The sequence below is a fragment of the Pseudomonas fluorescens genome, assembly GCF_018614655.1.
Lineage (GTDB): Bacteria > Pseudomonadota > Gammaproteobacteria > Pseudomonadales > Pseudomonadaceae > Aquipseudomonas > Aquipseudomonas fluorescens_BX.
In genome coordinates this window covers 26,650-51,546 of record NZ_JAGGOG010000004.1, presented here as the reverse complement: position 1 = coordinate 51,546, position 24,897 = coordinate 26,650, and the positions used below count along the sequence as shown (strand labels likewise).

Below are 24,897 nucleotides of genomic sequence, written 5' to 3'. Positions count from 1 at the left end.
AGCTTTTCAGGTTGGATCAGAACGCCGGCAAGATCGCGCCTTTGTACTTCTCAAGAATGAACGCTTTCACTTCCGGGGTGTGCAGGGCTGCAACCAACTTCTTCACCGCGTCGGAATCCTTGTTGTCCTCACGGGTCACCAGGATGTTCACGTAAGGCGAGTCTTTGCCTTCGATGACCAGGGCGTCTTTGGAAGGATCCAGCTTGGCTTCCAGCGCGTAGTTGGTGTTGATCAGCGCCAGGTCAACCTGGGTCAGCACGCGCGGCAGGGTGGCGGCTTCCAGCTCACGGAATTTCAAGTTTTTGGTGTTGCCGGTGATGTCCTTGATGGTCGACAGGATGTTGGTCGGGTCCTTCAGGGTGATCAGGCCGTTGTTGGCCAGCAGCAACAGCGCGCGGCCGCCGTTGGTGGCGTCATTCGGGATCACCACGTTGGCGCCATCAGGCAGCTCGGCGAGCTTCTTGTACTTGCTGGAGTAGGCGCCCAGAGGCTCCAGGTGCACGCCGGCGACACTCACCAGCTTTGTACCTTTGGCCTTATTGAACTCATCCAGATACGGCTGGTGCTGGAAGAAGTTGGCATCCAGGCGCTTTTCGGCCACCTGTACGTTCGGCTGAACGTAGTCGGTGAAGACCTTCACCTTCAGATCAACCCCTTCCTTGGCCAGTGCCGGTTTCACGAACTCGAGGATTTCCGCATGCGGCACCGGTGAAGCGGCGACCGTCAGGGTCTCGGCGGCGTGGGCGGAAAACGCGGCAACGGCGGCGAAAGCAACCAGTAGTTTTTTCATCCAGCAAGCTCCTTGTTCGGGCATTGGTCGGCTTCGCGCCGGCAACAGCCGTTATTTTCGAGAAAAGTGCACCACTAGCTTATCGCCAACGGTTTGCAGAATTTGCACCAGGATCAGCAGCAACACCACGGTGACCACCATCACATCGGTTTGGAAGCGCTGATAGCCAAAGCGGATCGCCAAGTCACCCAGGCCACCTGCACCCACCACGCCGGCCATGGCCGTGTAGGAAACCAGTGTAATCGCCGTCACCGTAATCGCTGCGAAAATACCGGGGCGAGCCTCTGGCAGCAGTGCATTGGTGATGATCTGGCGAGTGCTGGCGCCCATGGCCTGGGTCGCTTCGATAATTCCGCGATCCACTTCGCGCAGGGCGGTTTCCACCAGGCGCGCGAAGAACGGCGTCGCGCCGACCACCAGTGGCGGAATCGCACCCGCTACCCCGAGGGAGGTGCCGGTAATCAGTACCGTGAACGGAATCATCACGATCAGCAAAATGATGAACGGCAGCGAGCGCAGGATGTTCACGATCAACGACAGCAGGGCGTACAGGCCTTTCTGTTCGAACAGTTGGCGTGGGCTGCACAGGAACAGCAACACGCCCAGTGGCAGGCCCAGCAATACGGTGAACAGCAGCGAACCGAAGAGCATGAGCATGGTGTCACCGGTGGCGAGCCAGATTTCATACCAGTCGATGTTGGCAAAAAAACTCAACAGGGTCTCCATTAGCGCAGCACCTCCATGTGGACGTCTGCCGCGGTGAAGCGGGCGAACGCCGCCTCCATGTCGCCGCCGGTGACGGCGAGGGTCAATTGCCCGTAGGGGATGTCTTTGATGCGGTCGATACGGCCGGCGAGGATGCTGTAGTCCACGCCTGTTTCACGCGCGACGGTACCCAGTAGCGGTGCGTAGGTCGCTTCGCCCTGGAATGTCAGGCGCACGATGCGGCCGGGTACGTGGGCGAAGTCATCGCGCTGTTCGCTTTCGTCGACCTGATCGGCTTCTTGTACGAAGCGCTTGGTGGTCGGGTGCTTCGGGTGCAGGAAGACGTCGGCTACAGAACCTTGCTCGACGATCACGCCAGCGTCCATCACGGCTACCTGGTCGCAGACCCGGCGGATCACGTCCATTTCATGGGTGATCAGCACGATGGTCAGCTTCAGCTCGCGGTTGATCTCGGCCAGCAGTTGCAGGACCGAGGCGGTGGTCTGGGGGTCGAGGGCGCTGGTGGCTTCATCACACAGCAGGATTTTCGGCTTGGTGGCCAGGGCGCGGGCGATGCCGACGCGCTGCTTCTGGCCGCCAGACAACTGCGCCGGGTACTTCTTGGCGTGGTCCGACAAGCCGACCCGCTCCAGCAGTTCAGCCACACGCTGGTCAATCTCGCGGCGCGATAACTCGCCCGCCAGGGTCAGCGGCAGCGCCACGTTGTCGGCGACGGTCTTGGATGCCAACAGGTTGAAGTGCTGGAAGATCATCCCGACCTGCTGCCGAAAACGCCGTAGGCCGTTGGCATCCAGGGCGGTGACTTCTTCGTCATCCACCATGATCTGGCCACCGCTGGGTTGCTCCAGGCGATTGATCAGGCGCAGCAGGGTACTTTTTCCCGCACCGGAGTGGCCAATCAGGCCGAACACCTGGCCGTTTTCGACGCGCAGGCTGGTGGGGTGCAGGGCGGGGATATCCTTACCGGCGACCCGGTAGGTTTTATGGACGTTATGAAACTCGATCACGTAGCGAACCTTGTGGGGCGCATTGAAAAGGGATCAGCGGTTAGCCGGGCGCGCATTTTAGCCTGTCCGTATAGAGGTTCTTAGCATTTATTTCGCATTCAACCAGCGATTTGGCGATAACGCGATCAAAGGTCATAAAAAAGGAACGGTACAAAAACGTATCAGTCACTAATTAGGCAACTCGAAATTCCCGGGTGCCGTGCCTGGGTTTTGCTCAAACGAGCCGGAGACCGCTCTGGCCAATGCAAACGAGGAGTTTTTGTCTGATGAGCACGAAAAAGCCAGTGACCCCGCCCAAGAGCGAACTCGCAGGTACCGATACCCTGGACCGGGGCAACACCAATGCCAAGCTGCAAAGCCTGGAAAAATTTCGCTCTGATGCGACGGGCCAGGCGCTGCGTACCAACCAGGGCGTAAAAGTCTCCGATAACCAGAACACGTTGAAGGTCGGTTCCCGAGGGCCTTCGCTGCTGGAAGACTTCATCATGCGTGAAAAGATCACGCACTTTGACCATGAGCGCATTCCCGAGCGCATCGTGCATGCCCGCGGTGTGGGCGCCCATGGGTATTTCCAGTCCTACAGCAATCATTCGGCCCTGACCAAGGCCGGGTTCCTGCGGGATCCGGGGCATAAAACCCCGGTGTTCGTTCGCTTTTCCACCGTACAAGGCCCTAGAGGTTCGGGCGATACCGTGCGAGATGTGCGCGGCTTTGCCGTGAAATTCTTTACGGAGGAAGGCAACTTCGACCTGGTGGGCAACAACATGCCGGTGTTCTTCATTCAAGATGCCATCAAGTTTCCGGACTTTGTCCACGCGGTAAAACCCGAACCGCACAACGAGATACCTACCGGGGGCTCGGCTCACGATACGTTTTGGGATTTTGTTTCGCTGCAGCCAGAGTCGGCACATATGGTGATCTGGGCCATGTCTGACCGGGCGATTCCAAAAAGCCTGCGAAGCATGCAGGGGTTTGGTGTTCACACCTTCCGTTTTGTGAATGCCGAAGGTCAGTCCAATTTCGTCAAATTTCACTGGCGTCCTACGGTGGGTACCTGCTCCCTGGTGTGGGATGAAGCGCAAAAGCTGGCCGGTAAAGACACCGACTTTCACCGCCGCGACCTGTGGGAATCCATTGAAGGTGGCGATTACCCGGAATGGGAGCTGGGGGTGCAGATCATTGCTGAAAAGGATGAACACACGTTCGACTTTGACATTCTCGACCCCACCAAGCTGATTCCCGAAGAGCTGGTGCCCATCACACCGCTGGGCAAGATGGTGCTCAACCGCAACCCGGATAACTATTTTGCGGAAACCGAGCAGGTCGCCTTTTGCCCGGGGCATATCGTGCCGGGTATCGACTTCTCCAATGACCCGCTGCTGCAAGGTCGGCTGTTTTCCTACACCGACACGCAGATCAGCCGCCTGGGTGGGCCGAATTTTCATGAGCTTCCGATCAACCGGCCGGTCACGCCGTTCCATAACAGCCAGCGCGACGCCATGCACCGCACCACTATCGACAAGGGTCGTGCTTCCTACGAGCCGAACTCGATTGATGGCGGCTGGCCAAAAGAAACCCCGCCCGCGGCGCAGGATGGCGGCTTTGAAACCTATCCGGAGCGCATTGACGCCTACAAGATTCGTGAGCGCAGCGAGTCGTTCAGCGATCATTTCTCCCAGGCGCGGTTGTTCTTTCGCAGCATGAGCAAGCCTGAGCAGGAGCACATCATCGCCGCCTACAGCTTCGAACTGGGCAAGGTGGAGCGTGAGTTTATCCGGGCTCGGCAGGTCAATGAGGTCCTGGCCAATATCGATCTGGAATTGGCCAAGCGTGTGGCGCAGAACCTGGGGCTGCCGGTGCCGAAGAAAGGTACGGTGCCAGAGCGCAAGACGTCCCCGGATCGCTCGCCGGCGCTAAGCCAGGCGAATCTCTTGTCGGGTGACATCAAGACGCGAAAAGTCGCGATTCTGGCGGCCAACGGTGTCGATGGTGCAGCGATTGCCGCGTTGAAGAAGGCATTGCTGGCCCACGGTGCTCACGCCAAGCTGCTGGGGCCGACGTCGGCACCGGTGATCACGGCGGATGGAAAGAGCTTGCCGGTGGATGCGTCCATGGAAGGCTTGCCGTCGGTAGCGTTCGACGCGGTGTTTGTGCCGGGCGGAGCCAAGTCGGTGCAGGCGTTGAGCGGCGACGGTGTGGCGTTGCATTACTTGTTGGAGGCGTACAAGCATTTGAAGGCGATTGCCTTGGCCGGTGAGGCGAAGCAATTGCTGGATGTGCTGAAGCTAACGACGGATGCGGGCTTGATTGTCGGCGGGGATGCCAAGGCGTTGAAGGCGTTTTTTGCGGCGATTGCCCAGCATCGGGTCTGGGATCGGGAGCCGAAGGCCAAGGCGGTTCCGGCTTAAGTCATCGGTTGTTTGTTAGGTCGCTATCGCAGGCAAGTCGAATCGTCGCACCGCAGCCCCCACATTTTGAAATGTATTCACAATTCGAAATGTGGGGGCTTGCTCGCGAATGGCGTTATTCAGTCTTGCGCGGGATCAGGACTACTTGCGCCGGGATGTTCTTCAGAATCTGCCGGTGAATCTTCAGGTCATACCCCGAATCGATCCGTTTTACCCGTTTGGTCAGCAATGTGGCCAACCATGGGTAGTCCTGAGTGCGTGGAGCCTGGATGCTCACGTCACACTGGTAATTCACCACATCGGTAGCGATTGCATCCAGTTGATGGCGCAATTCCGCGATATCGGTGAGGTTCAGCGCAACTGTGGTGCTTTCAGCGGTCGGGTCGATGACCTTGGCCGGTGGCTGGGCTTCGGCGGCTTTCAACGCAGCTTCGGCTTTATCCAGCTCCGCTTTACGGGCGTGGGCGATGGCACTGTTGACGCCGCCGGTCAGCGCTGGGGCCTTGGGCATCAATGCGCGGGCGCGGCTCAAAGCGGTGGCGGCGGCGTTGACATCACCTTTTTGCAGAACGATCTGGCTGCGCTGCAAGTAGGCTTCGGCCAATTGGCGCTGGTAAGGCTCCAGCGTCGGGTCGTTGGGGGACTGAGCCTGCAGTGCGGTGAGTTGGTCTTCAGCGGTGGCCAGCTCACTGCTGGCCAGGTTTTGTTCCAGCTGCGCAATGGCCGAAGCCCGTGAGTCCGGGGCCTCAGGGGGCACGGGCGGCGTGCTTTGGCAGGCGCCCAGCAGCAGGGAAAATGCGGCAAGGAGCAGATAACGGGAGGTGAACAGCTTCATTCCTGCGACTCTCTAATTGCGCAAAAAGCGAGCAAGTCTACACCCCACGACGGGGCAGGACAAAACTCAGCAGAAACAGTGCGGCCGCCGTGACCACAATTGACGGGCCGGCCGGGGTGTCCTTGAACCAGGACAGCGCCAGGCCACCACACACCGCAAGCATTCCCAGCAGGCTTGCGCCAATCGCCATTTGCTCCGGAGAACGGGCGTGACGCTGGGCGGCAGCGGCGGGAATGATCAGCAGCGACGTGATCAACAATACGCCGACAATCTTCATTGCGACAGCAATCACCACGGCAATCAGCAACATCAGGGTCATGCGCAGCGCCGCTACGGGCAAGCCTTCAACAGTGGCCAGTTCTTCGTGGACGGTGATGGCCAGTAACGGGCGCCACAGGGCCACCAACAGCACCAGCACTGCCGCGCTGCCGCCGAGGATCCAGGCCAGGTCCGTTGGGCTGATCGCCAGCAGATCGCCGAACAGGTAGCCCATCAGGTCGATCCGCACTTCGTGCATGAAGCTCAGCACCACCAGGCCCAGCGACAGGGTGCTTGGTGCCAATATCCCCAGCAATGTATCGGAGGCCAGCGGCTGGCGCTGTTGCAGGGTCACCAGCAGCACCGCTAGCAGCAGGCAGCCGACGGTGACGGCGATGGTCGGGCTGACATCCAGCAGAAAGCCCATGGCCACACCCAGCAGTGCTGCGTGGGACAAGGTGTCGCCAAAATAAGCCATGCGCCGCCAGACCACGAACGAGCCCAGCGGGCCCGCCACCAATGCCAGAGCCAAGCCTGCCAGCAGGGCGTAGAGCAGAAAATCAGCCATGCTTGCAGCTATCTCCATGAACGTGAGTGTGGGAGGCGGATGTGTCGTTGACCACGGCGCCATGCAGGTCATGGGCGTGATCGTGGTGGTGGTGATAAATCGCCAGGCTCTGGGCGTTCTTGCCGAACAGTTCGACGAAGGCCGGATCGCCGCTGACTTGTTCCGGGTGGCCGGAGCAGCACACATGGCGATTGAGGCACACCACCTGGTCGGTAGTGCTCATCACCAGGTGCAAATCGTGGGAAACCATCAGTACGCCGCAGCCGTGGCGGTCTCGCAGCCGGGTAATCAGGCTGTACAGCTCGGCCTGGCCGGCGACGTCGACGCCTTGTACGGGCTCATCGAGTACCAGCAATTCCGGTTCGCGCAACAGGGCGCGGGCCAGCAGCACACGCTGCATTTCGCCACCGGAGATGCTTTGCACCGGGCTGTCGATGACCTGCTCGGCACCGACTTCCTTGAGGGCGGACAGTGCGCGGGCACGGTCCACGCCAGGCACCAGGCGCAGAAAACGCAGTACCGACAGCGGCAAGGTCGGATCGACGTGCAGCTTTTGCGGCATATAGCCGACCCGCAGCTTCGGCTTGCGCCAGACACTGCCGCTGTCGGGCTTGAGCAGGCCCAGTACGGCGCGTACCAGCGTGGTCTTGCCGGCACCGTTGGGACCGATCAGGGTGACGATCTGCCCCGGCTCGACGCTTAGCGCAATGTTATCCAGCACGTTTTGCCCGGCGAACGTGACCCCGACTTGCTCCAGGCGGATTAGCGCAGTGCTCATCAAGCCCCCTGGCAACCCGAGCAGATGCCGACCACTTCGACGGTTTGCCCTTCGACCTTGAAGCCGACTTCGGCAGCGCTCTTGATGATGCTGTCGCTGATGCTTTTTTGTTCAAGCTCGATGGCGGCGTGGCATTCGCGGCAGATCAGGAACTGGCCCTGGTGGGCGTGCTCCGGGTGATTGCAGCCGACGAAGGCGTTGAGCGAGGAGATACGGTGTACCAGACCGTTTTCCAGCAGGAAATCCAGCGCTCGGTAAACCGTCGGCGGCGCGGCGCGGCGGCCGTCCTGCTCGCTGAGCACGCCGAGGATGTCGTAGGCCCCCAGAGGCTTGTGGCTCTGCCAGACCAGTTCCAGCACCCGACGGCGCAGGGCGGTCAGGCGCAGGCCTTGACGTGCGCACAGGGCATCGGCCTCCGACAGCGCGGTATGCACGCAGTGAGAGTGGTCATGGGGACGGCTGGCAAGCGGTGTTTTAGGCATGAGCGGCGACAGATATTTGTGAGAGACGTTATTATGTTACCTGTTCCTGCCTCCTTGAGTGGTCATCGTGTCCAGACTTTTTCCCATTTTTGTCGTATTTGTCACCAGTTTATTCATTACGGGGGCTGCTCAGGCTGAGGTTCGGGTGCTGACCAGCATCAAGCCCCTGCAATTGATCGCCGCCGCCGTACAGGACGGGGTGGCGATTCCAGAGGTGTTGTTGCCGCCGGGCGCGTCGCCGCATAACTACGCGCTGCGTCCTTCCGACGTACGGCGTGTGCAGTCGGTCGATCTGCTGTATTGGATCGGGCCGGACATGGAAAGCTTTCTGCCGCGCGTATTGAAAGGTCGCAGCTTGCCAACGGTAGCGGTGCAGGATCTTCCTGGGATGAAACTCCGTCGCTTTACCGAAGATAGCCACTCTCATGCCGAAGATGCCGACGAACATGATCACGATCACCGTCCAGGCAGCCTGGATGCGCATTTGTGGTTGTCGTCGGTTAATGCCCGGGTGATTGCTGCCCGCATGGCAGCGGACCTTAGCGCCGTTGATCCAGCCAACGCGGAGCGTTATCAGAGCAACGTGAAAGCCTTTGATGGCCGCCTGGATGCGCTGGATGCTCGCTTGAAAGCCCGGATGGCGGATGTTGCCGGCAAACCTTACTTTGTGTTCCATGAAGCGTTCGATTATTTCGAAAACGCCTACGGCCTCAAACATACCGGTGTGTTCAGCGTTGCGGCGGAGGTGCAGCCCGGTGCCCAGCATGTGGCGGCGATGCGGACGCGCTTGCAGGAGGTCGGCAAGACCTGCGTATTCAGCGAACCGCCGTTGCGCCCGCGTCTGGCGGAGACGCTCGTCGCCGGTTTGCCCGTGAAACTGGCGGAACTGGACGCGCTCGGCGGCTACACCCCGGCCACGGCCCAAGGGTATGAGCAGGTGTTGGAGAAGTTGGGGAATGACCTGGCGGGCTGCCTGGAGTCGTTGTAAGCCACAGCACAAGCCAAATGTGGGAGCGGGCTTGCTCGCGAAAGCGGTGGGCCAGTCGCCGGATATGTTGACTGATCCACCGCTTTCGCGAGCAAGCCCGCTCCCACATTTTGACCGAGTACACTTGTTCTATTGCTTACAAGGCAAACGGCAGTGGCGTATTGACCTGCTGGCGTTGCGCCAAGCGCTGCTGAAACTCAGCCGGGTCATGAATCAGCACGTCCTGGCCGGCAAAGGATTCAGCCGCGATCAGCCGTGACAGCCAGAACCGCACGCATGCCACCCGTAACATCGTCGGCCACAGCTGCGCTTCCTTCGCGGTAAACGGTCGCAGTCCGGCATATGCCCCCAACAACGCTCGTGCCCGTTGCCCGTCGATCACGCCGTTGGTGTCCGAACACCAGTCATTCAAGGCAATGGCCACGTCGTACAGCTCCGGCCCGGAGCAGGCGTTGTAGAAGTCGATCAGCCCGGTCAGGTGCGTGCCTTCGAACATCGCGTTGTCGCGAAACAGGTCGGCGTGGATATTGGCCCGGGGCAGTGCGAGGATCTGCGCCTTGTGCTGCTCGATCTCGTCCAGAGCGTCTTGCAGCAGGCGCCGGGGCTCCTCGTCCAAGTGCGAGATCAGTTGCGCGCCTTCGCTGAGCATCCAATCCAGCCCGCGGTCGGTTTTGCGTTCCAGCACTTTCGTGCCTTGAGTGGCCAGGTGCAGGTGGCCGAGCAATTCGCCCACTTGCACGCAATGCTGGGCGTTGGCGTCTTTGATGTGCTTGCCGGCCAGGCGCGGTTGTAGCAGTGCCGGTTTGCCGGCGAGTTCTCGCAGGGCCACGCCGTCGGTGGTGCGCAGGGCGTAAGGCACCGGCAGGTTGGCGTCGTGGAGCACGTCCAACAGCTCGATGAAGAACGGCATTTCCTGCACCGGGCCACGTTCTACCAGGGTCAGAACAAACTCGCCCTGTTCTAGACTGATAAAGAAATTGGTGTTTTCGCTACCGGCGGCAATCCCCTGGAAGTCGAGCAGGCGGCCGAGCCCGTAAGGGGCAAGAAAGGTTTCCAGCTCGGGCCGAGCCAGGGGGGTGAACACAGACATGGTTAAAACTGCCATTACGGGCGCTGCAGGGCGCAGCGCCGGTTTAAGTTAAGAAATCATTTCCATTCGAAGATCTTCCATGACGGGATCAGCATATCCGGCTGGTCCGAGCGAATGAAGTTCGCATCGGTTCCGTCCGCGCGCACCAGAAAATACGGTGGTGCTCCCTTTGGGGTGACCTTGATCGCATACAGGAAGCCGTTTTGGCGGTATTCCTGGATCGTTTTGTCGCCTTCGGTGCGGATGGTTACTTCCGGACCTGCTGAAGGCGCAGTGTCTGCCGCGACGGCAGCCAGTGGAACGAATGCAATCAAGCCCGTCAGCAACAAGCGATTTAGTGTGCGCATGATAACCTTGTCCCTTTGTCGTCATTGGTCCGGCTATTCTAGCGCCTGACCCGCCGAAAAGGTTGATCCTGCTCATGAGCCAAGCCCCCCTCGTCCTGGTGGACGGTTCTTCATACCTGTACCGCGCCTTCCACGCGTTGCCACCACTGACCACGTCCAAAGGCCTGCCGACCGGTGCGGTCAAGGGCGTGTTGAACATGCTCAAAAGCCTGCGCAAGCAGTACCCGAACAGTCCGTTCGCGGTGGTGTTTGATGCCAAGGGCGGGACATTTCGCGATGAGATGTACGCCGAATACAAGGCCAACCGCCCGAGCATGCCCGATGACATGCGCCTGCAGATCGAGCCGCTGCACCAAAGCGTGATCGCCCTGGGCTTCCCGCTGCTGTGCGTCGAAGGCGTCGAGGCCGACGACGTGATCGGCACTCTGGCCCGCAGCAGTGCGGCCGCCGACCGGCCGGTGGTGATCTCCACCGGTGACAAGGACATGGCGCAACTGGTGGACGGGCACATTACCTTGGTCAATACCATGACCGGTAGCGCCATGGACATTGAGGGCGTGAAGGAGAAATTCGGTGTCGCTCCCGAGCAGATCATCGACTATCTGGCGCTGATGGGGGATTCGTCCGACAACATCCCAGGCGTTCCCGGCATTGGTCCGAAGACCGCTTCCGGCTTGCTGGTGGGCGTCAACGGTGGTTTGAAGGAGCTCTATGAGCAGCTCGACATCGTTCCGACCCTGCCGATCCGGGGGGCCAAGACCCTGCCGGCCAAGCTTGAAGAGCACAAGGAGATGGCTTTCCTCTCCTATCAGTTGGCGACCATCAAGATCGATGTGCCGCTGGACGTGGGGCTGGAAGATTTGCACCTGATCGAGCCTGATCGTGAAAAGCTGCTTGAGCTTTACACCCTGCTTGAATTCAAGAGTTGGTACGAAGAGATTCAGCGCGACGCCAAGCGTGTCGAGCTGAAAGCGGTTGCCGAGGCTGCTCCGGTGGCTTCTGCCGTTGTGGAAACGGTTGTTGAAGCGGGTGCGACGGTTTCTGTCGAGCCTGTGTACGAAACCATCCTCGACCAGGCTCGATTTGACGTCTGGTTGAAGAAGCTCAACGACGCGAAGTTGTTTGCCTTCGATACCGAAACCACCGGGATCGACGCCCAGCAAGCACAGCTGGTGGGTGTGTCTTTTGCCGTGCAAGCCAATGAAGCGGCCTACATCCCGTTGACCCATTCCTACATTGGCGTGCCGGATCAGTTGGACCGGGACACCGTGCTGCTGGCTTTGAAGCCGCTGTTGGAGGACCCGCAAAAACTCAAGGTCGGCCAGCACGCCAAGTTCGACATGAACATTCTGGCCAACTGCGCCATCGGCGGTGACCCAGCATGTGGCATCACCGTGCGCGGTATTGCCTTCGACACCATGCTCGAATCCTACGTGTTGAACTCCACCGCGACCCGGCACGACATGGACAGCCTGGCGAAAATGTACCTGGACCATGACACGGTCAGCTTCCAGGACATCGCTGGCAAGGGTGCCAAGCAACTGACCTTCGACCAGATTCCTCTTGAGCAGGCTGGCCCTTATGCGGCAGAAGACGCCGATGTGACCCTACGCTTGCACCAGGCACTCTACGAACAGCTCACGGCCCTGCCGAGCCTGGCCAGCGTGTTGACGGACATCGAGATGCCGTTGGTCCCGGTGTTGGCCCGCATCGAGCGCCAGGGCGCCCTGGTAGATGCCGAGCTGCTGGGTGTCCAGAGCATCGAGCTGGGCAACAAGATGGTGGCGCTGGAGCGTGAGGCGTTTGAGATCGCTGGTGAGGAATTCAACCTCGGCTCGCCCAAGCAGCTGGGGGCGATTCTCTACGAAAAGCTGGGACTGCCGGTACTGAAGAAGACCGGCAAGGGCCAAGCCTCCACCGCCGAGGAAGTACTGGCCAAGTTGGCCGAAGATGACTATCCGCTGCCCAAGGTGCTGATGCAGTACCGCAGCATGAGCAAGTTGAAAAGCACGTATACCGACCGGTTGCCTGAGCAGATCAACCCACGTACCGGACGTATTCACACCTCGTACCATCAGGCCGTGGCTGCGACCGGGCGCCTGTCCTCCAGCGATCCGAACCTGCAGAACATTCCGGTGCGTACCGCGGAAGGCCGACGGATCCGTCAGGCCTTCGTCGCCCCCAAGGGCTACAAGTTGCTGGCGGCGGACTATTCGCAGATTGAGCTGCGCATCATGGCGCACCTGTCCAAGGATGAAGGTTTGCTGAATGCGTTCCGCGACAATCTGGATGTTCACACGGCCACGGCGGCCGAGGTGTTCAAGGTTGAGCTGGGGGAGGTCACGTCCGATCAACGTCGCAGCGCCAAGGCGATCAACTTTGGCCTGATCTACGGTATGGGCGCGCAGAAGCTGGGCAAGGACATCGGCGTCGACACCAAGACGGCCAAGGCTTATATCGATGTCTACTTTGCCCGCTATCCCGGGGTTCGCGAATATATGGAACGCACCCGCGCCCAGGCCTCTGATCAGGGTTACGTCGAAACGTTGTTCGGGCGCCGGCTGTATTTGCCGGACATTCACTCCAACAGGCCTCAGGAGCGCGCTGGCGCAGAGCGTACGGCGATCAACGCGCCGATGCAGGGCACTGCGGCGGATATCATCAAGAAGGCAATGGTCAAAGTGGATGACTGGCTGACGGCGTCAGGCCTGGATGCCAAGGTCATCCTTCAAGTGCACGATGAACTGGTGCTTGAGGTCCGTGAGGATCTGGTGGCCGAAGTCAGCGAGAAGATTCGCGAGCACATGAGTGGTGCCGCGAAGCTGGATGTGCCGTTGCTGGTGGAAGTCGGAGTGGGCAATAACTGGGACGAGGCGCACTAAGAGCCCCGCTTTGCCGCGGCATCATGTCGCGGCAAACGCTTGGCAGTGCTTTAGGTCGGTAATCGCCGAGCCTTATTGCCAATAGTTTTTTCTGGCCTGCCGGAACTTAACCCGCGAAAGGTCACTCAGAGTTACTGAATGGGTGGTGAAGCCCTTCAATGCTCCTATGTTGTGTTAAGTGTTGGCAGATATCTGGACCTTACCCTAGCGGTCCGGAACTTGTACCCCGAACTTCCCTCCCCATACGAAGTCCGGGGTTTTTTTTGCCTGAAGCTTTTTATTCTGCTGCTTCAGAACCCTTGTCCGCCAGTTCCATCCAGCCTGCCAGCACGGTGTAGGCCTCTTCCAGGCCCATGCGTTTTGGCGCCGAGAACAATTGGATGGTGATCGCGTCGCCCCAGCCTTTACGAATTTCGGTCTGTACCTTGAGCAAGGTATTTTTCGCTGCGCCGTAGGTCAACTTGTCGGCCTTGGTCAGCAGAATGTGCATCGGCATGCCGCTGGCGACGGCCCAGTCGAGCATCAACAGGTCGAAGTCGGTCATTGGATGACGGATGTCCATCATCAGAATCAAACCCTTCAAACTCTCCCGGCCACCCAGATAGGCTTCCAGGTGACGCTGCCAGTGCAGCTTCAGCGGGATGGGTACTTTTGCATAACCGTAGCCCGGCAGGTCGACCAGACGCCGATCATCGTCTAGCTTGAAGAAGTTGAGCAGCTGTGTGCGCCCTGGCGTTTTCGAGGTGCGCGCCAGGCTGGCATGGGTCAGGGTGTTCAGCGCGCTGGATTTGCCGGCGTTGGAACGCCCGGCGAAGGCGACTTCAAAGCCTTCGTCATCGGGGCATTGGTCGACTTTGGCGGCGCTGAGCATGAAGGTGGACTGTTGGCACAGGCCGAGGATGGGGTTCTTGAGTTGCATGAGATTTCCGATGTGGGCGGTGCCGGGAGTAGGTGCGGCAAGCGGTGTCGTTTCCGTTTCAGTAGCGCCAGTATATAATGCCGCAGATTTTGTGTGTGCTTTGTCCCAGCGAAGGATGAAGTTCACGGGAGCGATAGACCTTTATTGCGCATTAGAACGCAAAACGCTCTCAAACCCTGAAAAGGTTGTTGCATGACCAAGTGGCTGCTAGCTGTCGGTGTCCTGATACCGCTTTACAGCGCTCAGGCTACACAGGATCCGGAAGCTGTGTACAACCGTGTTTGCGTGGCCTGCCATGCCGGACAACTGCCAACCGCCCCCAAACGGGGTGACCAGGCAGCTTGGGCGCCAAGATTGGCACAAGGCATGGAGACGTTGGTGCAACACGTGACCCAGGGTTTCAAGGCGATGCCGCCGCGTGGTTTATGCATGGACTGCAGTACCGAGGATTACCAGGCCATCATTCGTTTGATGGCGAGCAAACCCGGTCCATAACTCTATAACCCTTAGCCGTAGTTGGATTAGCTGATGAACAAACTGATCGTGAGTCTGCTGTTGACCTTGGGCATCACCGGTGTTGCCCATGCTGCAGGCGACGCCACTGCTGGCCAGGCGAAAGCCGCCGTATGTGGTGCTTGCCATGGACCGGATGGCAACAGCCCGGCGCCAAACTTTCCCAAACTGGCGGGCCAGGGCGAGCGTTACCTGACCAAGCAGATGCACGACATCAAGGACGGCAAGCGTACGGTCCTGGAAATGACCGGCTTGCTGACCAATCTCAGCGATCAGGACCTGGCGGATATTGCATCGTATTACGCCAGCCAGAAGGGCAGCGTTGGCGCAGCGGATCCCAAGCTGGTGGCGCACGGCGAAGAGTTGTTCCGTGGCGGCAACCTGGAAAAAGGCATGCCTTCGTGCATCGGTTGCCACTCGCCTAATGGCGCCGGCCTTGCCGCTGCAGGCTTCCCGCACTTGAGCGGCCAGCACGCCCAGTATGTGGGCAAGCAACTGACCGACTTCCGCGAAGGTAACCGTACCAACGACGGCGATACCAAGATCATGCAGAGCATCGCGGGTAAATTGAGTAACAAGGACATCGAAGCGGTGTCCCAGTACATTCAGGGCCTGCACTAAGGCCGGGCGTTGCAGGGGATCACATCTCTTGCAACGTTAACGCTCGATTAATCTGTCGATGCGAGCATAAAAAGGGTGGCTTTGGCCGCCCTTTTTTGTGGCCGCTGCCGTTACACTAACGAACTCATGCCCGTGTAGACCTGTCTGAATAAAGGTCGCGCGAGGCGACTTTATTTGTCCAGGAGTAAAGCATGCGTAATCTGATCCTCAGCGCCGCTCTCGTCACGGCCAGCCTCTTCGGCATGACCGCACAAGCTGCCGACGTGCCGCTTGAAGCCGGTAAAACCTACGTTGAATTGGCCAATCCTGTACCGGTTTCTGTGCCGGGCAAGATCGAAGTCGTGGAGCTGTTCTGGTATGGCTGCCCGCATTGCTACGCGTTTGAGCCGACCATCAACCCTTGGGCCGAGAAGCTGCCATCGGACGTGAATTTCAAGCGTATTCCAGCCATGTTCGGCGGCCCTTGGGATGCTCACGGCCAGTTGTTCCTGACCCTGGAAGCCATGGGTGTTGAGCAAAAGGTCCACAACGCGGTGTTCAATGCCATTCAGAAAGAAGGCAAGCGCCTGACCAAGCCAGATGAAATGGCTGATTTCGTCGCCACCCAAGGCGTCGACAAGGACAAGTTCCTGGCGACTTTCAACTCTTTCGCCATCCAGGGCCAGATCAAACAGGCCAAGGAACTCGCTCAGAAATACGGCGTGCAAGGCGTTCCAACCATGATCGTCAACGGCAAGTACCGCTTTGACCTGGGTACCACCGGTGGTCCGGAAGAGACCCTGAACGTTGCCGACCAGCTGATCGCCAAAGAGCGCGCAGCCAAGTAAGGGGCCCGTCATGCGCCGCTGGGGTACTGAACGTGTGGTTGGTCTGCATGACCCGCAGGTCAACGAACACCACCTGGAATCCACAGGCTTGCCGGCAGACAGCCGGTTGCGCCTGCTGAGCTTCAATATCCAGGTGGGGATCAGTACCGAGAAATACCGGCATTACCTGACTCGGGGCTGGCAGCATTTGCTGCCCCACAATGGGCGTGCCGGTAATCTGCAAAAGATTGGCGATCTCTTGGGTGACTTCGACTTGGTAGCCTTGCAGGAAGTCGATGGTGGCAGCCTGCGTTCCGGCTACGTTAATCAGGTCGAGCATCTTGCTCAGCTGGGTGCATTTCCTTACTGGTATCAACAACTCAATCGCAACCTCGGCCGCCTGGCGCAGCACAGCAATGGTGTGCTCAGCCGCTTGAAGCCATGGGCGATCGAGGATCACCCGTTGCCGGGCCCCAAGGGCCGAGGGGCGATTCTCGTACGTTTCGGTGAAGGCCCCGAGGCGTTGGTGGTGGTGATGATGCATCTGGCGCTGGGGGCTCGAACCCGCACTATGCAACTGGCCTACATCCGAGAGTTGATTGGCGGTTACAAACACCAGGTGCTGATGGGTGACATGAACACCCATGCCAGCGACCTGCTGCAGAATTCCCCGTTGCGCGACCTTGGGCTGTTGGCTCCACAAGTCGAGGCCACGTTCCCCAGTTGGCGCCCGCAACGTTGTCTTGACCATATCCTGCTAAGCCCGACCCTGACGCTCGAACGTGTGCAGGTGCTGGCGCAGCCCATCTCCGATCACCTGCCGGTCGCGGTAGAGATTCGTCTGCCAGGTTCGCTCACGGCTGATGCATTACCCGCGTTGAGCCCCGGCCCTCGCGGATCCCTTGCATGAGCGACGACGCCCAGCGCTGGAAAGAAAAATACCTGTTAAGCGTCGAGCAACAAGACAAGCTCGAGCGCCGCTGGGCTGCCCGCCTCGACCTGTTGCGTCGGGGGCTGGTGCGCAGCACATTGGCGGCTGAGGGCACCGACCGGGCGGTTGATCAATGCATGAAGGAAATGCGTGATGTTGTTCGCACTGACGACATGGACGCCGGTTTGGCCGCTTTGTTACCGCGCCTGGAAAAAGCGGTGCTGGACTCCGAGCAACGTCGAGAAACCCGGGTTGATCAGATCGGCACCGCGCTCACTGCGCTGGTGACACAGTTGCAGGCGCTGCCGCTGCCTCGTGAGGTCAGTCGTCCGCTCAAGGCGTTTGCCAAGCAACTGGACAGCCGGGTGGGCCAGGCGCGGGAGATTCCGTTGCTGCTCAGCGAGTTGAGTGGTCTTCAGGGGCAGGCGTTAGATAAGCTGGAGCCGGAGAGCGAGTCCAGTCGTCCAGGGTTGTTGCAACGCTTGTTTGGCGCAAAGGAGGCTGACGCAGAGGTGCTGGACGCTAAGCCGGCAGCACTGTCGCGCCATCCAGTGGAGGCGCCGGCGGTTGCGGTGAGCAACACTGCGAAGCTTGTGACTGCGCCAGAACCCCCTCCGCAGTCGGTGGAGCTGACGCAAGCGTTGCGGGCTTTTGTTCCGTTATCAGAGGCTGCACCTGCTCCCACGCCTGCCCAAGCACCTGCGCCCGAGGCTGAGCGCCCTGCGGTGGTAGAGGCTGCCGAGGTCGCCAACGAAGCATTCGTACTCTCCCCGCCGATAAACATCGTGCCTCCTGCGCCAGTTCTTGAAGCACTGCCAGAAACCCTCGAGTCCCTGAAGGCCGAACAAGGCGCCGACGAAACGGATGAGCCGGTACCCGAAAGTGCTCTGGCTGCGATGGTTTCAGCGCCTGCGGTTCAGGTCAGCACGCCGGAGTTCACGGCTATCGGTAGTCTGTCCTTGCCGCCGGTCCTGGCCGACGAGTCGGAAGACCTCAATCCTGAAGTATTGCAATACGCTTTGCCGGACTCTCCCGAGCCTTCCTACAGCTCGGTGGCCAAGCATATCGAAGACACTCTGCTGGGTTTGCTGGAAGACTTGTCCTTGCCCGAGCGTCACCGGCCCCAGGCCGAAGCGATGCGCGAGCGACTGGCTCATGGGCTGAACTGGTACGAGTTGCTGCCAATCCTTGATGATCTGGCCGTGTTGATGCTGGCGGTTACCGACAGCGGCCAGCACGAGTTCGAAGCCTACCTCAAGCAACTCAATGGTCGGCTTGAGGCGTTCCAGAGCAATTTGCAGGCGGCCAGTGATGGCCACGCAGACGGTCGCTCGGCAGCGCGGGAGCTGGATACGCAAATCCGCGAGCAGGTGGATGGCTTGCAAAGCAGTGTTCAAGACGCCGCCGACCTGGAAAGCCTCAAGCATGTACTGGAAAGCCACCTTGAAGGCCTGTTGGGCACCATGGATCAGCATCAGCAGCAGCGTGACCAGCGCGAGCAGGAGGTCGCCGCGCGTTTGCAGGGGCTGGCGGAACGGGTCGCGAACATGGAGCAAGAGGCTCAGGGCTATCGCGAACACCTTGAGGTGCAGCGCCAGAAGGCCTTGATTGATCCACTCACAGGGTTGCCCAATCGTGCGGCCTGGAGCGAGCGCCTGGAACATGAGGTCAACGCCTGGCACCAGCGTGGTAACAGCCTGTCGCTGGCCATGCTTGACCTGGATCACTTCAAGCGTATCAACGACGGCTACGGCCATTTGGCCGGCGACAAGGTGCTGAAAATCATCGCTAATGTGTTACGCAAGCGCCTGCGGCCTACGGATTTTATCGCGCGTTTTGGTGGTGAGGAGTTTGTCCTGCTCATGTCGGAATCAAGCCTGGCCGACGCACTCGCGTTGGGTGAAACCCTGCGTGCAGCCATCGAAGCGTGCCCATTTCACTTCAAGGGCGAACCGGTGACGATCACTGTGTCCATCGGCATGGCGCAGTTTCAGTCGGGGGAGCGCAGTGAATTGGCCCTCAAGCGCGCCGACGAGGCGCTGTATCGGGCCAAGGCGGCGGGGCGCAATCAGGTGCAGGCCGCCTGAAAAATGTTCCATTTTGTTTAAAAGCCCGCATTTGGAGGTTTGGCAGCAAACGGTACGTTACACTGTTGCATTATCGTCTTTAAGCGTACCGTCTTCTGCCATGAAATTTCTGTGTTCTGCCCTTCTGTTTCTGATGCTTGCCGGTTGCGCGAGCGGCCCTCGCCTGGATACCAGCCACCCTTCGGTGAACCACGACAACCGTGTGCAGTTTGTCATCGTGCACTACACCTCTGCCTCCCTTGAGCGTTCACTGGCGTTATTGACCCATGGTCAGGTCAGTAGTCATTACCTGATCGGTGATAATGCGTCCGCCACCATCTATAAGCTGGTAGATGAAAGTCAGCGCGCCTGGCATGCCGGGGAAAGTGAGTGGATGGGCCGCACCTGGCTCAACTCCAGTTCCATCGGGATCGAGATCGTTAACCCCGGGTATCGCGATACACCGACGGGCCGTGTCTGGTACCCCTATTCCGAAGCTCAGGTCCAGTCGCTGGTGGTCTTGCTCAAGGACATCAGCAAGCGTAACAAGATCGACCCGCGAAACATTATTGGCCATAGCGACATCGCCCCGCTGCGCAAGCTGGACCCGGGGCCGTTGTTCCCCTGGAAGCGCCTGGCTGACGAGGGGCTTGGGGTCTGGCCGAACGCTCAGGCAGTCGCTCGCTATAAGGCACAGTACGCGAGTCAGCTACCGAGCATTACCTGGTTCCAGGAGGAGTTGGCGCGATTAGGCTACCCGACGCCGCAGACAGGTGAGCTGGACGTGGCGACGCGCCATGTACTGGCGGCGTTCCAGATGCATTTCCGGGCATCGCTGTTCGATGGGACGCCGGATGCCGAGAGCGCGGCGATCTTGCGGGCGTTGAATCAGCCGTAGCAAAAAGCCTATAGCGGCAGGGCCATATAAAACTGTGTGCCCTGCCCTGGCCGCGAATAGACCCCCATGCGCCCGCCATGCAGTTGCACGATCTCCTTGCACAGCGCGAGGCCCAGGCCGGCACCGCCTTTCTTGCGGCCCACCTGAACGAAGGGTTCGAAGATCCGCCCCTGTTGGCCATAGGCGATACCTTCGCCGTTGTCCTCGACGCTGACGATCACCCGCTCCCCGTGACGACGTGCTTGTAGATGGATTTGCCCACCTTCAGCGGTATGGCGCAGGGCGTTGCCCAGCAGGTTATCGAGGACGCGTTCCAGCTGCGTCTGATCGGCATGCAGTCTCGGCACCCGGGATTGCACCTCCACCAGCAGTTCGATGTTTTGGGCATTCGCCTGTTCGGCGAAACGCGCGCGGGCCTGTTCAAGCAGATCAGTGATATCGCAGGGCGCCAGGGTGAGCTTCTGCAAGCCGTTCTGGTAGCGCGAGAAGTTGAGCAAGTCGTTGATCAGTTGCATCAGGCGCTGCATTTCTTCATTGACCGTGCTCAGCAGGTCAGCTTCGCGAGACTCGGGAGGAAACTTTGCCCGTTCCTGGAACAGACCGAACGCCATGTGCATACCGGTGACCGGTGTACGTAGCTCGTGGGAGGCGCGTAATACAAATTCGCTGCGCACCCGCTCGAAAGCGCGTTGTTCGGTGACGTCGTGCAGCACCATCACTGCCCCCAGGATATGCCCTTGGGTGTGGCTGACCGGTGTCAGGCTGTAGGTCAGCAGGCGCAGTTCACCCTCGACTTCCACTTCCAGGTCCTCGGGCGCTCGTTCCAGATTGCCCCCGCGCAGGACCAGATGCAGCTGTTCATCCAGTTCAGGACGCTCCAGCGCCTCACCCAGGCCTTGGCCCAGTCGATGCTCGTCCCAGCCCAACTGGCGCTGAGCCACCGGATTAAGGTGTTCCAACCGGCCCTGGCGGTCGATCATAAGCAAACCATCGTCGATGCTGTCGAGCACCGCCTGCAGACGTTGTTGCCCTGCGAGCAGCTCATCGACATTGGTTACCTGATGCTGGCGCAAGGCTTCAGCCATGATGCCAAAGCGTCGGGTCAGCAGGTTCATCTCTGCGGCGGAGGAAATAGGCAGCGTCACCTCAAAGTTGCCCTGGCTGATCTTGTCGGCGGCCTTGGCCAGTGCCTCGATCGGCCCGCCAAAACGCCGGGCAATGCCGTGGGCCGTGACAAAGCCGATGATCAGCACCGCGATGCCGACCAGCCCCAGCAGGCCGGCAATCAGCAGGGCGCGTTCCCGGGACTTGTGCTCGGTGTCGTTGATGTTTTCCAGGGCGCCCTTGTGCTCGGCGATCAGGCCGTTGCGCAACACGTTGAAGGTGTCGGTGAGCTTGTCGTTGTTGCCCAGCGCCGGTGAGGCTTGATGGGGCTCATCGAAAGCCTTCAGGAAGTTCAGGTAGTCCGTGCGTGCCTGGGTGAACCCGCTGCTCTTCCCGTCACTCTGTTCGTGGGCGATCCCTTGGTCCAGCAGGTCGAAATATTGCTGTTTTGAGGCTTGCAGCGCGGCCTGGTCCGGATGCTCGTTGAGCATCATGATCAACTGGTCGCCCAAGGTCTGACGCAGTTTGAGCCCAAGGTCCAGGGTGATGAAATTGCTGCGGATCAGCGACTCCTGGGTCTGGGCCATTTGCATGACGCTCACCAGGCCCAGCAACAATCCCAGCAGGGCAACGGTGATCAGCGCTGAAATACTCAAAAACAACCGAGTGCGCAGTTTCATCGCAAGCTTCATAGGGTGCAGCTCACAGGTTGTATTGTTTGCGTTTGCGGTACAGCGTCGACGCATCAATGCCGAGGGTTCTGGCCGCTTGGTCAAGGGTATCGCTGGTGGCCAGGACCGCGCCGATATGGGCTTTCTCCAGTTCGTCCAGGCTCAACGCCGCACCGATGCGGGGGGCGTTATTGGTCGGCTGCTCGGCCATCCCAAGGTGGCTGAGCTCAACCTTCTCTTGAGCGCAGATGATGCTGGCTCGCTCCACTACGTTACGCAGCTCGCGGATGTTGCCTGGCCAGCGGTAGTTGAGCAGTGCTTCCCGCGCCTCATCGCTGAAACCCCTGGCCGGCCGGGCATATTCCTTGACGAAGCGCGCAAGGAATCGGTCGGCGAGGGTGAGGATGTCTTCGCTGCGTTCGCGCAGCGGTGGCAGGTGCAAGGTGATGACGTTCAAGCGATACAGCAAATCTTCGCGGAAACGCCCGTCACGGACCATGTCTTCCAGGTTCAGGTTGGTGGCTGCCAGGATCCGTACATCAGCACGGCGAGTGACCGGGTCGCCGACGCGCTCGTATTCCTTGTCCTGGATAAAACGTAACAACTTTGGCTGCAACGTGAGGGGAAAATCGCCGATTTCATCGAGAAAAAGCGTGCCGCCATCGGCCTGGTTAACCCGACCCAGGGTGCTTTCGCTGGCGCCGGTAAAGGCGCCGCGGCTGTGACCGAAGAGTTCGCTTTCCATTAGCTCTGCTGTCAGGGACGGGCAGTTGATGGTGACGCAGGACTTCTTCGCGCGTTTGCTCCAACCATGGATCGCCCGGGCCAGCTCACCCTTACCGGTGCCGGACTCGCCGAGGATCAGGATATTGGCGTCAGTGCTCGCCACTTGGCGCGCGGTTTCCAGCACCACCATCATCGCCGGGCTGTGGGAGTCGAGGCCATCCTTGGGTTGGCGCACTTCGCCTTCCAGTGCTTCCAGGCGGGCCGAGAGCTGGCGTACTTCCAGTTGTTTGGCGGTGGCCAGGCGCAACTGATCAGGGCTGCACGGCTTGACCAGATAATCGGCAGCTCCGGCTTGAATGGCGTCGACGGCTGTGTCGACGGCCGAATGGGCAGTGACAATCACCACGCGCATCCACGGCGCCTGGATGCGCATTTGCGCCAACACATCGAGGCCGTTGTCCTCCCCCAGACGCAAGTCCAGGAAGCACAAGTCGAACACTTGGCGTTGCAGCAAGGCATCGGCCTGGGCGGCGCTGTTGGCAGTGGCTACGGTGTAGCCTTCATCTTCCAGGCAGTAGCGGAAGGTGCGAAGGATCGCGGACTCGTCATCCACTAAAAGAATGCGGCCTTGAAGTTCCTTGGCTGATTCCATCTGTCCCGCGCTCCCTTAAAAATGAATGATCTTGTTTAGTCCCGGAATAATCGGGCAAGTTGCATGGTTTATTCTGATTGATTAAATGCCCCCACTGCCCCGCTATCTGCGACGGCTCCTCGAAGGGGCCGATTGAGAGCGTACAAGCATCCCTGTGCCATTCCGGCATTCGAGACACCGTTTCCTATCCCTTGATCCGACCACTGACCATCGTGCATTTCGCACGGTATGGAAAGGGGCATCGTGCAGGATGCTCGTAAGATGAAAATCACATTGATAATAACCTATTGATTTTATTGATTTTTATCTCATTAAAAAACTGGCATGCGGACTGCAATAGTCCTTTTGCAAGCATCGCTGGGCAATGAAACAGCCTACGAGCTAAAACGAATAATCAGAATGCGGAGAGATTCAGGATGACTCGCCAAAGCTTCAGCCAATTGCATGTATCGCCGCTGCGCTTGCAGCAAGGCCTGTTTGCCAGTCTGGCATTGATGGTGACCTTGATCGGTGGTCAGCAGGTGCAGCATTGGAAACAGAGTCAGCCGCCTGTTGCGCAGTTCGAGCATCCGATGATGACTCAGACCCATTTCCGTTCTGTTGGCAGCACCGCCGCCGACGTGACAGCCCCGCAATTGATGACGGTTGACCAAGGCTCGGCCCTGGATGACCTGCCTTATCAGGAGCGTTGGGTGTTCTAGGCATGAAGCGGTTGCTCGAGTTGAGTACCTGCAAGGTTGCACCGCTGTTACCTCTAAAGAAGCGAAAGGAGAATCACCATGTTGAGTTGGGCAATCACATTTCTGATCATCGCCATTGTGGCTGCAGTCCTGGGCTTCGGTGGTATCGCGGGCACCGCCACGGGTATCGCCAAGATTCTGTTTGTGGTCTTCCTGGTGATGTTCATCGCGTCTTTCTTTTTTGGTCGTCGTGGCCGAGGCTGAATATGTTCAATTCGTCTCTTAAAGCTGTAGCTGCCGTCCTGTTGTTGGGCGGCAGTGGCCTGGCCATGGCGGCCAATGACGGCCAGTCCAGGGTCAACGAACTGCTGGGTGCGGACCCGCAATACCGCGAAACCTGGCAGGGCGTGGTCAAGAAGGAAGAGCGCCTGCCTGAGTGGGTCATGAACCTCTCGGGCTCCGCCGAGCAAATGAACGCTGTGACTGAAGATGGCAATCAGTATTTGGTAGGACCGCTCTGTGAAACCGAGCAGACCTGTCTGAGCAAACGCTTGATTGTGGCCGTCAGCTTCGACAAGAAACATGCCTATGGGATGTTGGTGGAAGTGCCTGCCGGCCTGCCAGCGGATAAATCCCCGACACGGCATGCCGAATACCGTTTCCTCGGTAAGCCGGACGAAGGCATGCAAGGGTTGCTTAAAGAGCAACTGAAGAAAGATCCGAATTGGTATTAGGCTCCGTCTGACGGGCCTGGCATACCTGGAAAGAAGCCCACCGCTTCTTTCTGTTTGCACCACTCTATAAAGGTGATGCATGACCAAGGGGCCGGGTTGCACTGATCAAGCTGGATCGGCGCGACCTACGGGTACAGGGGGTGCCTGCGCAAGGGCCGGGTCAGGAGAAAAGCTGCGACGCAAGTTCACAAGCCCGGTGGCTTGTTGAACTTGCGACGGGCTTGCTGCTCTCATGCAGCTCATATCTCATGCCGTTCTTAGCTGCAAATTCCCCTTTTGCTTCATCCCAACCATTTCTTGGTGTTTCCAGGCGACCATCTATCGAGAAAGTTTGCGCCCCACCAGAGGACTTTTCTGATGGTATGCATAGGAATTTTCACAAGTTTTTATCGCCCGATATAAATTTTCTAAAATCCC

The 24,897-nt window shown here is 59.3% G+C and carries 24 protein-coding genes; 12 read left to right on the top strand and 12 right to left on the bottom strand.

All coding sequences use genetic code 11. The features are described from left to right. Window positions 1–16 precede the first annotated feature (16 nt). The 3 genes from J7E41_RS05115 to J7E41_RS05105 are packed head-to-tail and all read right to left on the bottom strand — an operon-like array spanning window position 17 to window position 2,523. Window positions 17–790: a MetQ/NlpA family ABC transporter substrate-binding protein gene (locus J7E41_RS05115; RefSeq protein ID WP_214990595.1), complete on the bottom strand. Its 774-nt coding sequence runs from the start codon at window positions 788–790 to the stop codon at window positions 17–19. Between the two features lie 51 nt (window positions 791–841). Beyond that, window positions 842–1,516 carry a methionine ABC transporter permease gene (locus J7E41_RS05110; RefSeq protein WP_155582256.1) on the bottom strand — a complete coding sequence of 225 codons (675 nt, stop codon included), beginning with the start codon at window positions 1,514–1,516 and terminating at the stop codon, window positions 842–844. Beyond that, complete coding sequence (locus J7E41_RS05105; RefSeq protein WP_169357209.1) at window positions 1,516–2,523, bottom strand: methionine ABC transporter ATP-binding protein; 1,008 nt, start codon at window positions 2,521–2,523, stop codon at window positions 1,516–1,518. Before J7E41_RS05105 ends, J7E41_RS05110 begins: the two co-directional genes overlap by 1 nt. Window positions 2,524–2,789: 266 nt before the next feature. Here J7E41_RS05105 and katE point away from each other — a divergent pair, with 266 nt between their 5' ends. Beyond that, the gene (gene katE, locus J7E41_RS05100; RefSeq protein WP_214990593.1) at window positions 2,790–4,931 is read left to right on the top strand and encodes a catalase HPII; all 2,142 of its coding nucleotides are present in this window, start codon (window positions 2,790–2,792) and stop codon (window positions 4,929–4,931) included. A gap of 115 nt (window positions 4,932–5,046) precedes the next feature. On the opposite strand, the gene J7E41_RS05095 is transcribed toward katE, so the two are convergent. Genes J7E41_RS05095 through zur form a run of 4 tightly spaced genes read right to left on the bottom strand, consistent with a single transcriptional unit; the run spans window position 5,047 to window position 7,852 of the window. Continuing rightward, entirely contained in the window at window positions 5,047–5,766 is a 720-nt protein-coding gene (locus J7E41_RS05095) for a PA5502 family lipoprotein (RefSeq protein WP_214990591.1), read from the bottom strand. Between the two features lie 37 nt (window positions 5,767–5,803). After that, the gene (znuB, locus tag J7E41_RS05090) at window positions 5,804–6,592 is read right to left on the bottom strand and encodes a zinc ABC transporter permease subunit ZnuB (protein WP_169357212.1); all 789 of its coding nucleotides are present in this window, start codon (window positions 6,590–6,592) and stop codon (window positions 5,804–5,806) included. Next, complete coding sequence (gene znuC, locus J7E41_RS05085; protein WP_214990589.1) at window positions 6,585–7,370, bottom strand: zinc ABC transporter ATP-binding protein ZnuC; 786 nt, start codon at window positions 7,368–7,370, stop codon at window positions 6,585–6,587. Before znuC ends, znuB begins: the two co-directional genes overlap by 8 nt. After that, window positions 7,370–7,852: a zinc uptake transcriptional repressor Zur gene (gene zur, locus J7E41_RS05080; RefSeq protein ID WP_435304113.1), complete on the bottom strand. Its 483-nt coding sequence runs from the start codon at window positions 7,850–7,852 to the stop codon at window positions 7,370–7,372. The genes znuC and zur overlap by 1 nt, the downstream gene beginning before the upstream one ends. 58 nt (window positions 7,853–7,910) lie before the next feature. Between zur and J7E41_RS05075 the strand changes: the two genes are divergently transcribed. Next, a complete protein-coding gene (locus J7E41_RS05075; RefSeq protein ID WP_214990587.1) occupies window positions 7,911–8,840 on the top strand; it encodes a zinc ABC transporter substrate-binding protein in 930 nt (309 codons plus the stop codon). A gap of 136 nt (window positions 8,841–8,976) precedes the next feature. Here the strand turns inward: J7E41_RS05075 and J7E41_RS05070 are convergent, their stop codons facing one another. Further along, window positions 8,977–9,930, bottom strand: a complete 954-nt coding sequence (locus tag J7E41_RS05070; RefSeq protein WP_214990585.1) for a homoserine kinase — start codon at window positions 9,928–9,930, stop codon at window positions 8,977–8,979. A gap of 56 nt (window positions 9,931–9,986) precedes the next feature. Then, window positions 9,987–10,277 (bottom strand): DUF2782 domain-containing protein, encoded by a 291-nt coding sequence (locus tag J7E41_RS05065; RefSeq protein WP_214990583.1) that lies wholly within the window; start codon window positions 10,275–10,277, stop codon window positions 9,987–9,989. 74 nt (window positions 10,278–10,351) lie between these two features. Here J7E41_RS05065 and polA point away from each other — a divergent pair, with 74 nt between their 5' ends. Then, window positions 10,352–13,159 (top strand): DNA polymerase I, encoded by a 2,808-nt coding sequence (gene polA, locus J7E41_RS05060; RefSeq protein WP_214990581.1) that lies wholly within the window; start codon window positions 10,352–10,354, stop codon window positions 13,157–13,159. Window positions 13,160–13,436: 277 nt separating this feature from the next. Here polA and yihA read toward each other — a convergent pair whose 3' ends face one another. Continuing rightward, the gene (gene yihA, locus J7E41_RS05055; RefSeq protein WP_214990579.1) at window positions 13,437–14,078 is read right to left on the bottom strand and encodes a ribosome biogenesis GTP-binding protein YihA/YsxC; all 642 of its coding nucleotides are present in this window, start codon (window positions 14,076–14,078) and stop codon (window positions 13,437–13,439) included. Between the two features lie 192 nt (window positions 14,079–14,270). Between yihA and J7E41_RS05050 the strand changes: the two genes are divergently transcribed. The 6 genes from J7E41_RS05050 (at window position 14,271) to J7E41_RS05025 (ending at window position 19,913) form a co-directional block, all read left to right on the top strand. Continuing rightward, entirely contained in the window at window positions 14,271–14,573 is a 303-nt protein-coding gene (locus tag J7E41_RS05050; RefSeq protein ID WP_214990577.1) for a c-type cytochrome, read from the top strand. Between the two features lie 33 nt (window positions 14,574–14,606). Then, a complete protein-coding gene (locus tag J7E41_RS05045) occupies window positions 14,607–15,212 on the top strand; it encodes a c-type cytochrome (RefSeq protein WP_214990575.1) in 606 nt (201 codons plus the stop codon). 191 nt (window positions 15,213–15,403) lie between these two features. After that, window positions 15,404–16,039 carry a thiol:disulfide interchange protein DsbA gene (dsbA, locus tag J7E41_RS05040; protein WP_214990574.1) on the top strand — a complete coding sequence of 212 codons (636 nt, stop codon included), beginning with the start codon at window positions 15,404–15,406 and terminating at the stop codon, window positions 16,037–16,039. A gap of 10 nt (window positions 16,040–16,049) precedes the next feature. Further along, window positions 16,050–16,928, top strand: coding sequence for an endonuclease/exonuclease/phosphatase family protein (locus J7E41_RS05035; RefSeq protein WP_214990572.1), 879 nt, complete (start codon window positions 16,050–16,052; stop codon window positions 16,926–16,928). Further along, window positions 16,925–19,036, top strand: coding sequence for a GGDEF domain-containing protein (locus J7E41_RS05030; protein WP_214990570.1), 2,112 nt, complete (start codon window positions 16,925–16,927; stop codon window positions 19,034–19,036). The genes J7E41_RS05035 and J7E41_RS05030 overlap by 4 nt, the downstream gene beginning before the upstream one ends. 100 nt (window positions 19,037–19,136) lie before the next feature. Next, entirely contained in the window at window positions 19,137–19,913 is a 777-nt protein-coding gene (locus J7E41_RS05025) for an N-acetylmuramoyl-L-alanine amidase (protein WP_214990568.1), read from the top strand. Window positions 19,914–19,921: 8 nt separating this feature from the next. Here the strand turns inward: J7E41_RS05025 and J7E41_RS05020 are convergent, their stop codons facing one another. Together J7E41_RS05020 and algB are read right to left on the bottom strand one after the other, a co-directional pair. Beyond that, window positions 19,922–21,709, bottom strand: a complete 1,788-nt coding sequence (locus tag J7E41_RS05020; RefSeq protein ID WP_214990566.1) for a KinB sensor domain-containing domain — start codon at window positions 21,707–21,709, stop codon at window positions 19,922–19,924. Between the two features lie 10 nt (window positions 21,710–21,719). After that, on the bottom strand, window positions 21,720–23,066 hold the full coding sequence (gene algB, locus J7E41_RS05015) for a sigma-54-dependent response regulator transcription factor AlgB (RefSeq protein WP_214990564.1): 1,347 nt from the start codon (window positions 23,064–23,066) through the stop codon (window positions 21,720–21,722). 416 nt (window positions 23,067–23,482) lie between these two features. On the opposite strand from algB, the gene J7E41_RS05010 reads away from it, so the two are divergent. The 3 genes from J7E41_RS05010 to J7E41_RS05000 all read left to right on the top strand — a co-directional run bounded on the left by J7E41_RS05010 (window position 23,483) and on the right by J7E41_RS05000 (window position 24,480). Further along, window positions 23,483–23,767, top strand: coding sequence for a hypothetical protein (locus J7E41_RS05010; protein ID WP_214990562.1), 285 nt, complete (start codon window positions 23,483–23,485; stop codon window positions 23,765–23,767). Between the two features lie 78 nt (window positions 23,768–23,845). After that, a complete protein-coding gene (locus J7E41_RS05005; RefSeq protein ID WP_003170804.1) occupies window positions 23,846–24,010 on the top strand; it encodes a DUF1328 domain-containing protein in 165 nt (54 codons plus the stop codon). Window positions 24,011–24,012: 2 nt separating this feature from the next. Then, the gene (locus tag J7E41_RS05000) at window positions 24,013–24,480 is read left to right on the top strand and encodes an inhibitor of vertebrate lysozyme family protein (protein WP_214990561.1); all 468 of its coding nucleotides are present in this window, start codon (window positions 24,013–24,015) and stop codon (window positions 24,478–24,480) included. The last annotated feature ends 417 nt before the right edge of the window (window positions 24,481–24,897 follow it).

Coding starts and splice junctions, on each gene's coding strand:
- J7E41_RS05115 (WP_214990595.1), bottom strand. CDS start 790: ATGAAAAAACTACTGGTTGCTTTCGCCGCCGTTGCCGCGTTTTCCGCC.
- J7E41_RS05030 (WP_214990570.1), top strand. CDS start 16,925: ATGAGCGACGACGCCCAGCGCTGGAAAGAAAAATACCTGTTAAGCGTC.
- dsbA (WP_214990574.1), top strand. CDS start 15,404: ATGCGTAATCTGATCCTCAGCGCCGCTCTCGTCACGGCCAGCCTCTTC.
- J7E41_RS05070 (WP_214990585.1), bottom strand. CDS start 9,930: ATGTCTGTGTTCACCCCCCTGGCTCGGCCCGAGCTGGAAACCTTTCTT.
- katE (WP_214990593.1), top strand. CDS start 2,790: ATGAGCACGAAAAAGCCAGTGACCCCGCCCAAGAGCGAACTCGCAGGT.
- algB (WP_214990564.1), bottom strand. CDS start 23,066: ATGGAATCAGCCAAGGAACTTCAAGGCCGCATTCTTTTAGTGGATGAC.
- J7E41_RS05010 (WP_214990562.1), top strand. CDS start 23,483: ATGACTCGCCAAAGCTTCAGCCAATTGCATGTATCGCCGCTGCGCTTG.
- J7E41_RS05020 (WP_214990566.1), bottom strand. CDS start 21,709: ATGAAGCTTGCGATGAAACTGCGCACTCGGTTGTTTTTGAGTATTTCA.
- J7E41_RS05050 (WP_214990577.1), top strand. CDS start 14,271: ATGACCAAGTGGCTGCTAGCTGTCGGTGTCCTGATACCGCTTTACAGC.
- J7E41_RS05025 (WP_214990568.1), top strand. CDS start 19,137: ATGAAATTTCTGTGTTCTGCCCTTCTGTTTCTGATGCTTGCCGGTTGC.
- polA (WP_214990581.1), top strand. CDS start 10,352: ATGAGCCAAGCCCCCCTCGTCCTGGTGGACGGTTCTTCATACCTGTAC.
- J7E41_RS05005 (WP_003170804.1), top strand. CDS start 23,846: ATGTTGAGTTGGGCAATCACATTTCTGATCATCGCCATTGTGGCTGCA.
- J7E41_RS05110 (WP_155582256.1), bottom strand. CDS start 1,516: ATGGAGACCCTGTTGAGTTTTTTTGCCAACATCGACTGGTATGAAATC.
- zur (WP_435304113.1), bottom strand. CDS start 7,852: ATGCCTAAAACACCGCTTGCCAGCCGTCCCCATGACCACTCTCACTGC.
- J7E41_RS05000 (WP_214990561.1), top strand. CDS start 24,013: ATGTTCAATTCGTCTCTTAAAGCTGTAGCTGCCGTCCTGTTGTTGGGC.
- J7E41_RS05095 (WP_214990591.1), bottom strand. CDS start 5,766: ATGAAGCTGTTCACCTCCCGTTATCTGCTCCTTGCCGCATTTTCCCTG.
- J7E41_RS05065 (WP_214990583.1), bottom strand. CDS start 10,277: ATGCGCACACTAAATCGCTTGTTGCTGACGGGCTTGATTGCATTCGTT.
- yihA (WP_214990579.1), bottom strand. CDS start 14,078: ATGCAACTCAAGAACCCCATCCTCGGCCTGTGCCAACAGTCCACCTTC.
- znuB (WP_169357212.1), bottom strand. CDS start 6,592: ATGGCTGATTTTCTGCTCTACGCCCTGCTGGCAGGCTTGGCTCTGGCA.
- znuC (WP_214990589.1), bottom strand. CDS start 7,370: ATGAGCACTGCGCTAATCCGCCTGGAGCAAGTCGGGGTCACGTTCGCC.
- J7E41_RS05035 (WP_214990572.1), top strand. CDS start 16,050: ATGCGCCGCTGGGGTACTGAACGTGTGGTTGGTCTGCATGACCCGCAG.
- J7E41_RS05045 (WP_214990575.1), top strand. CDS start 14,607: ATGAACAAACTGATCGTGAGTCTGCTGTTGACCTTGGGCATCACCGGT.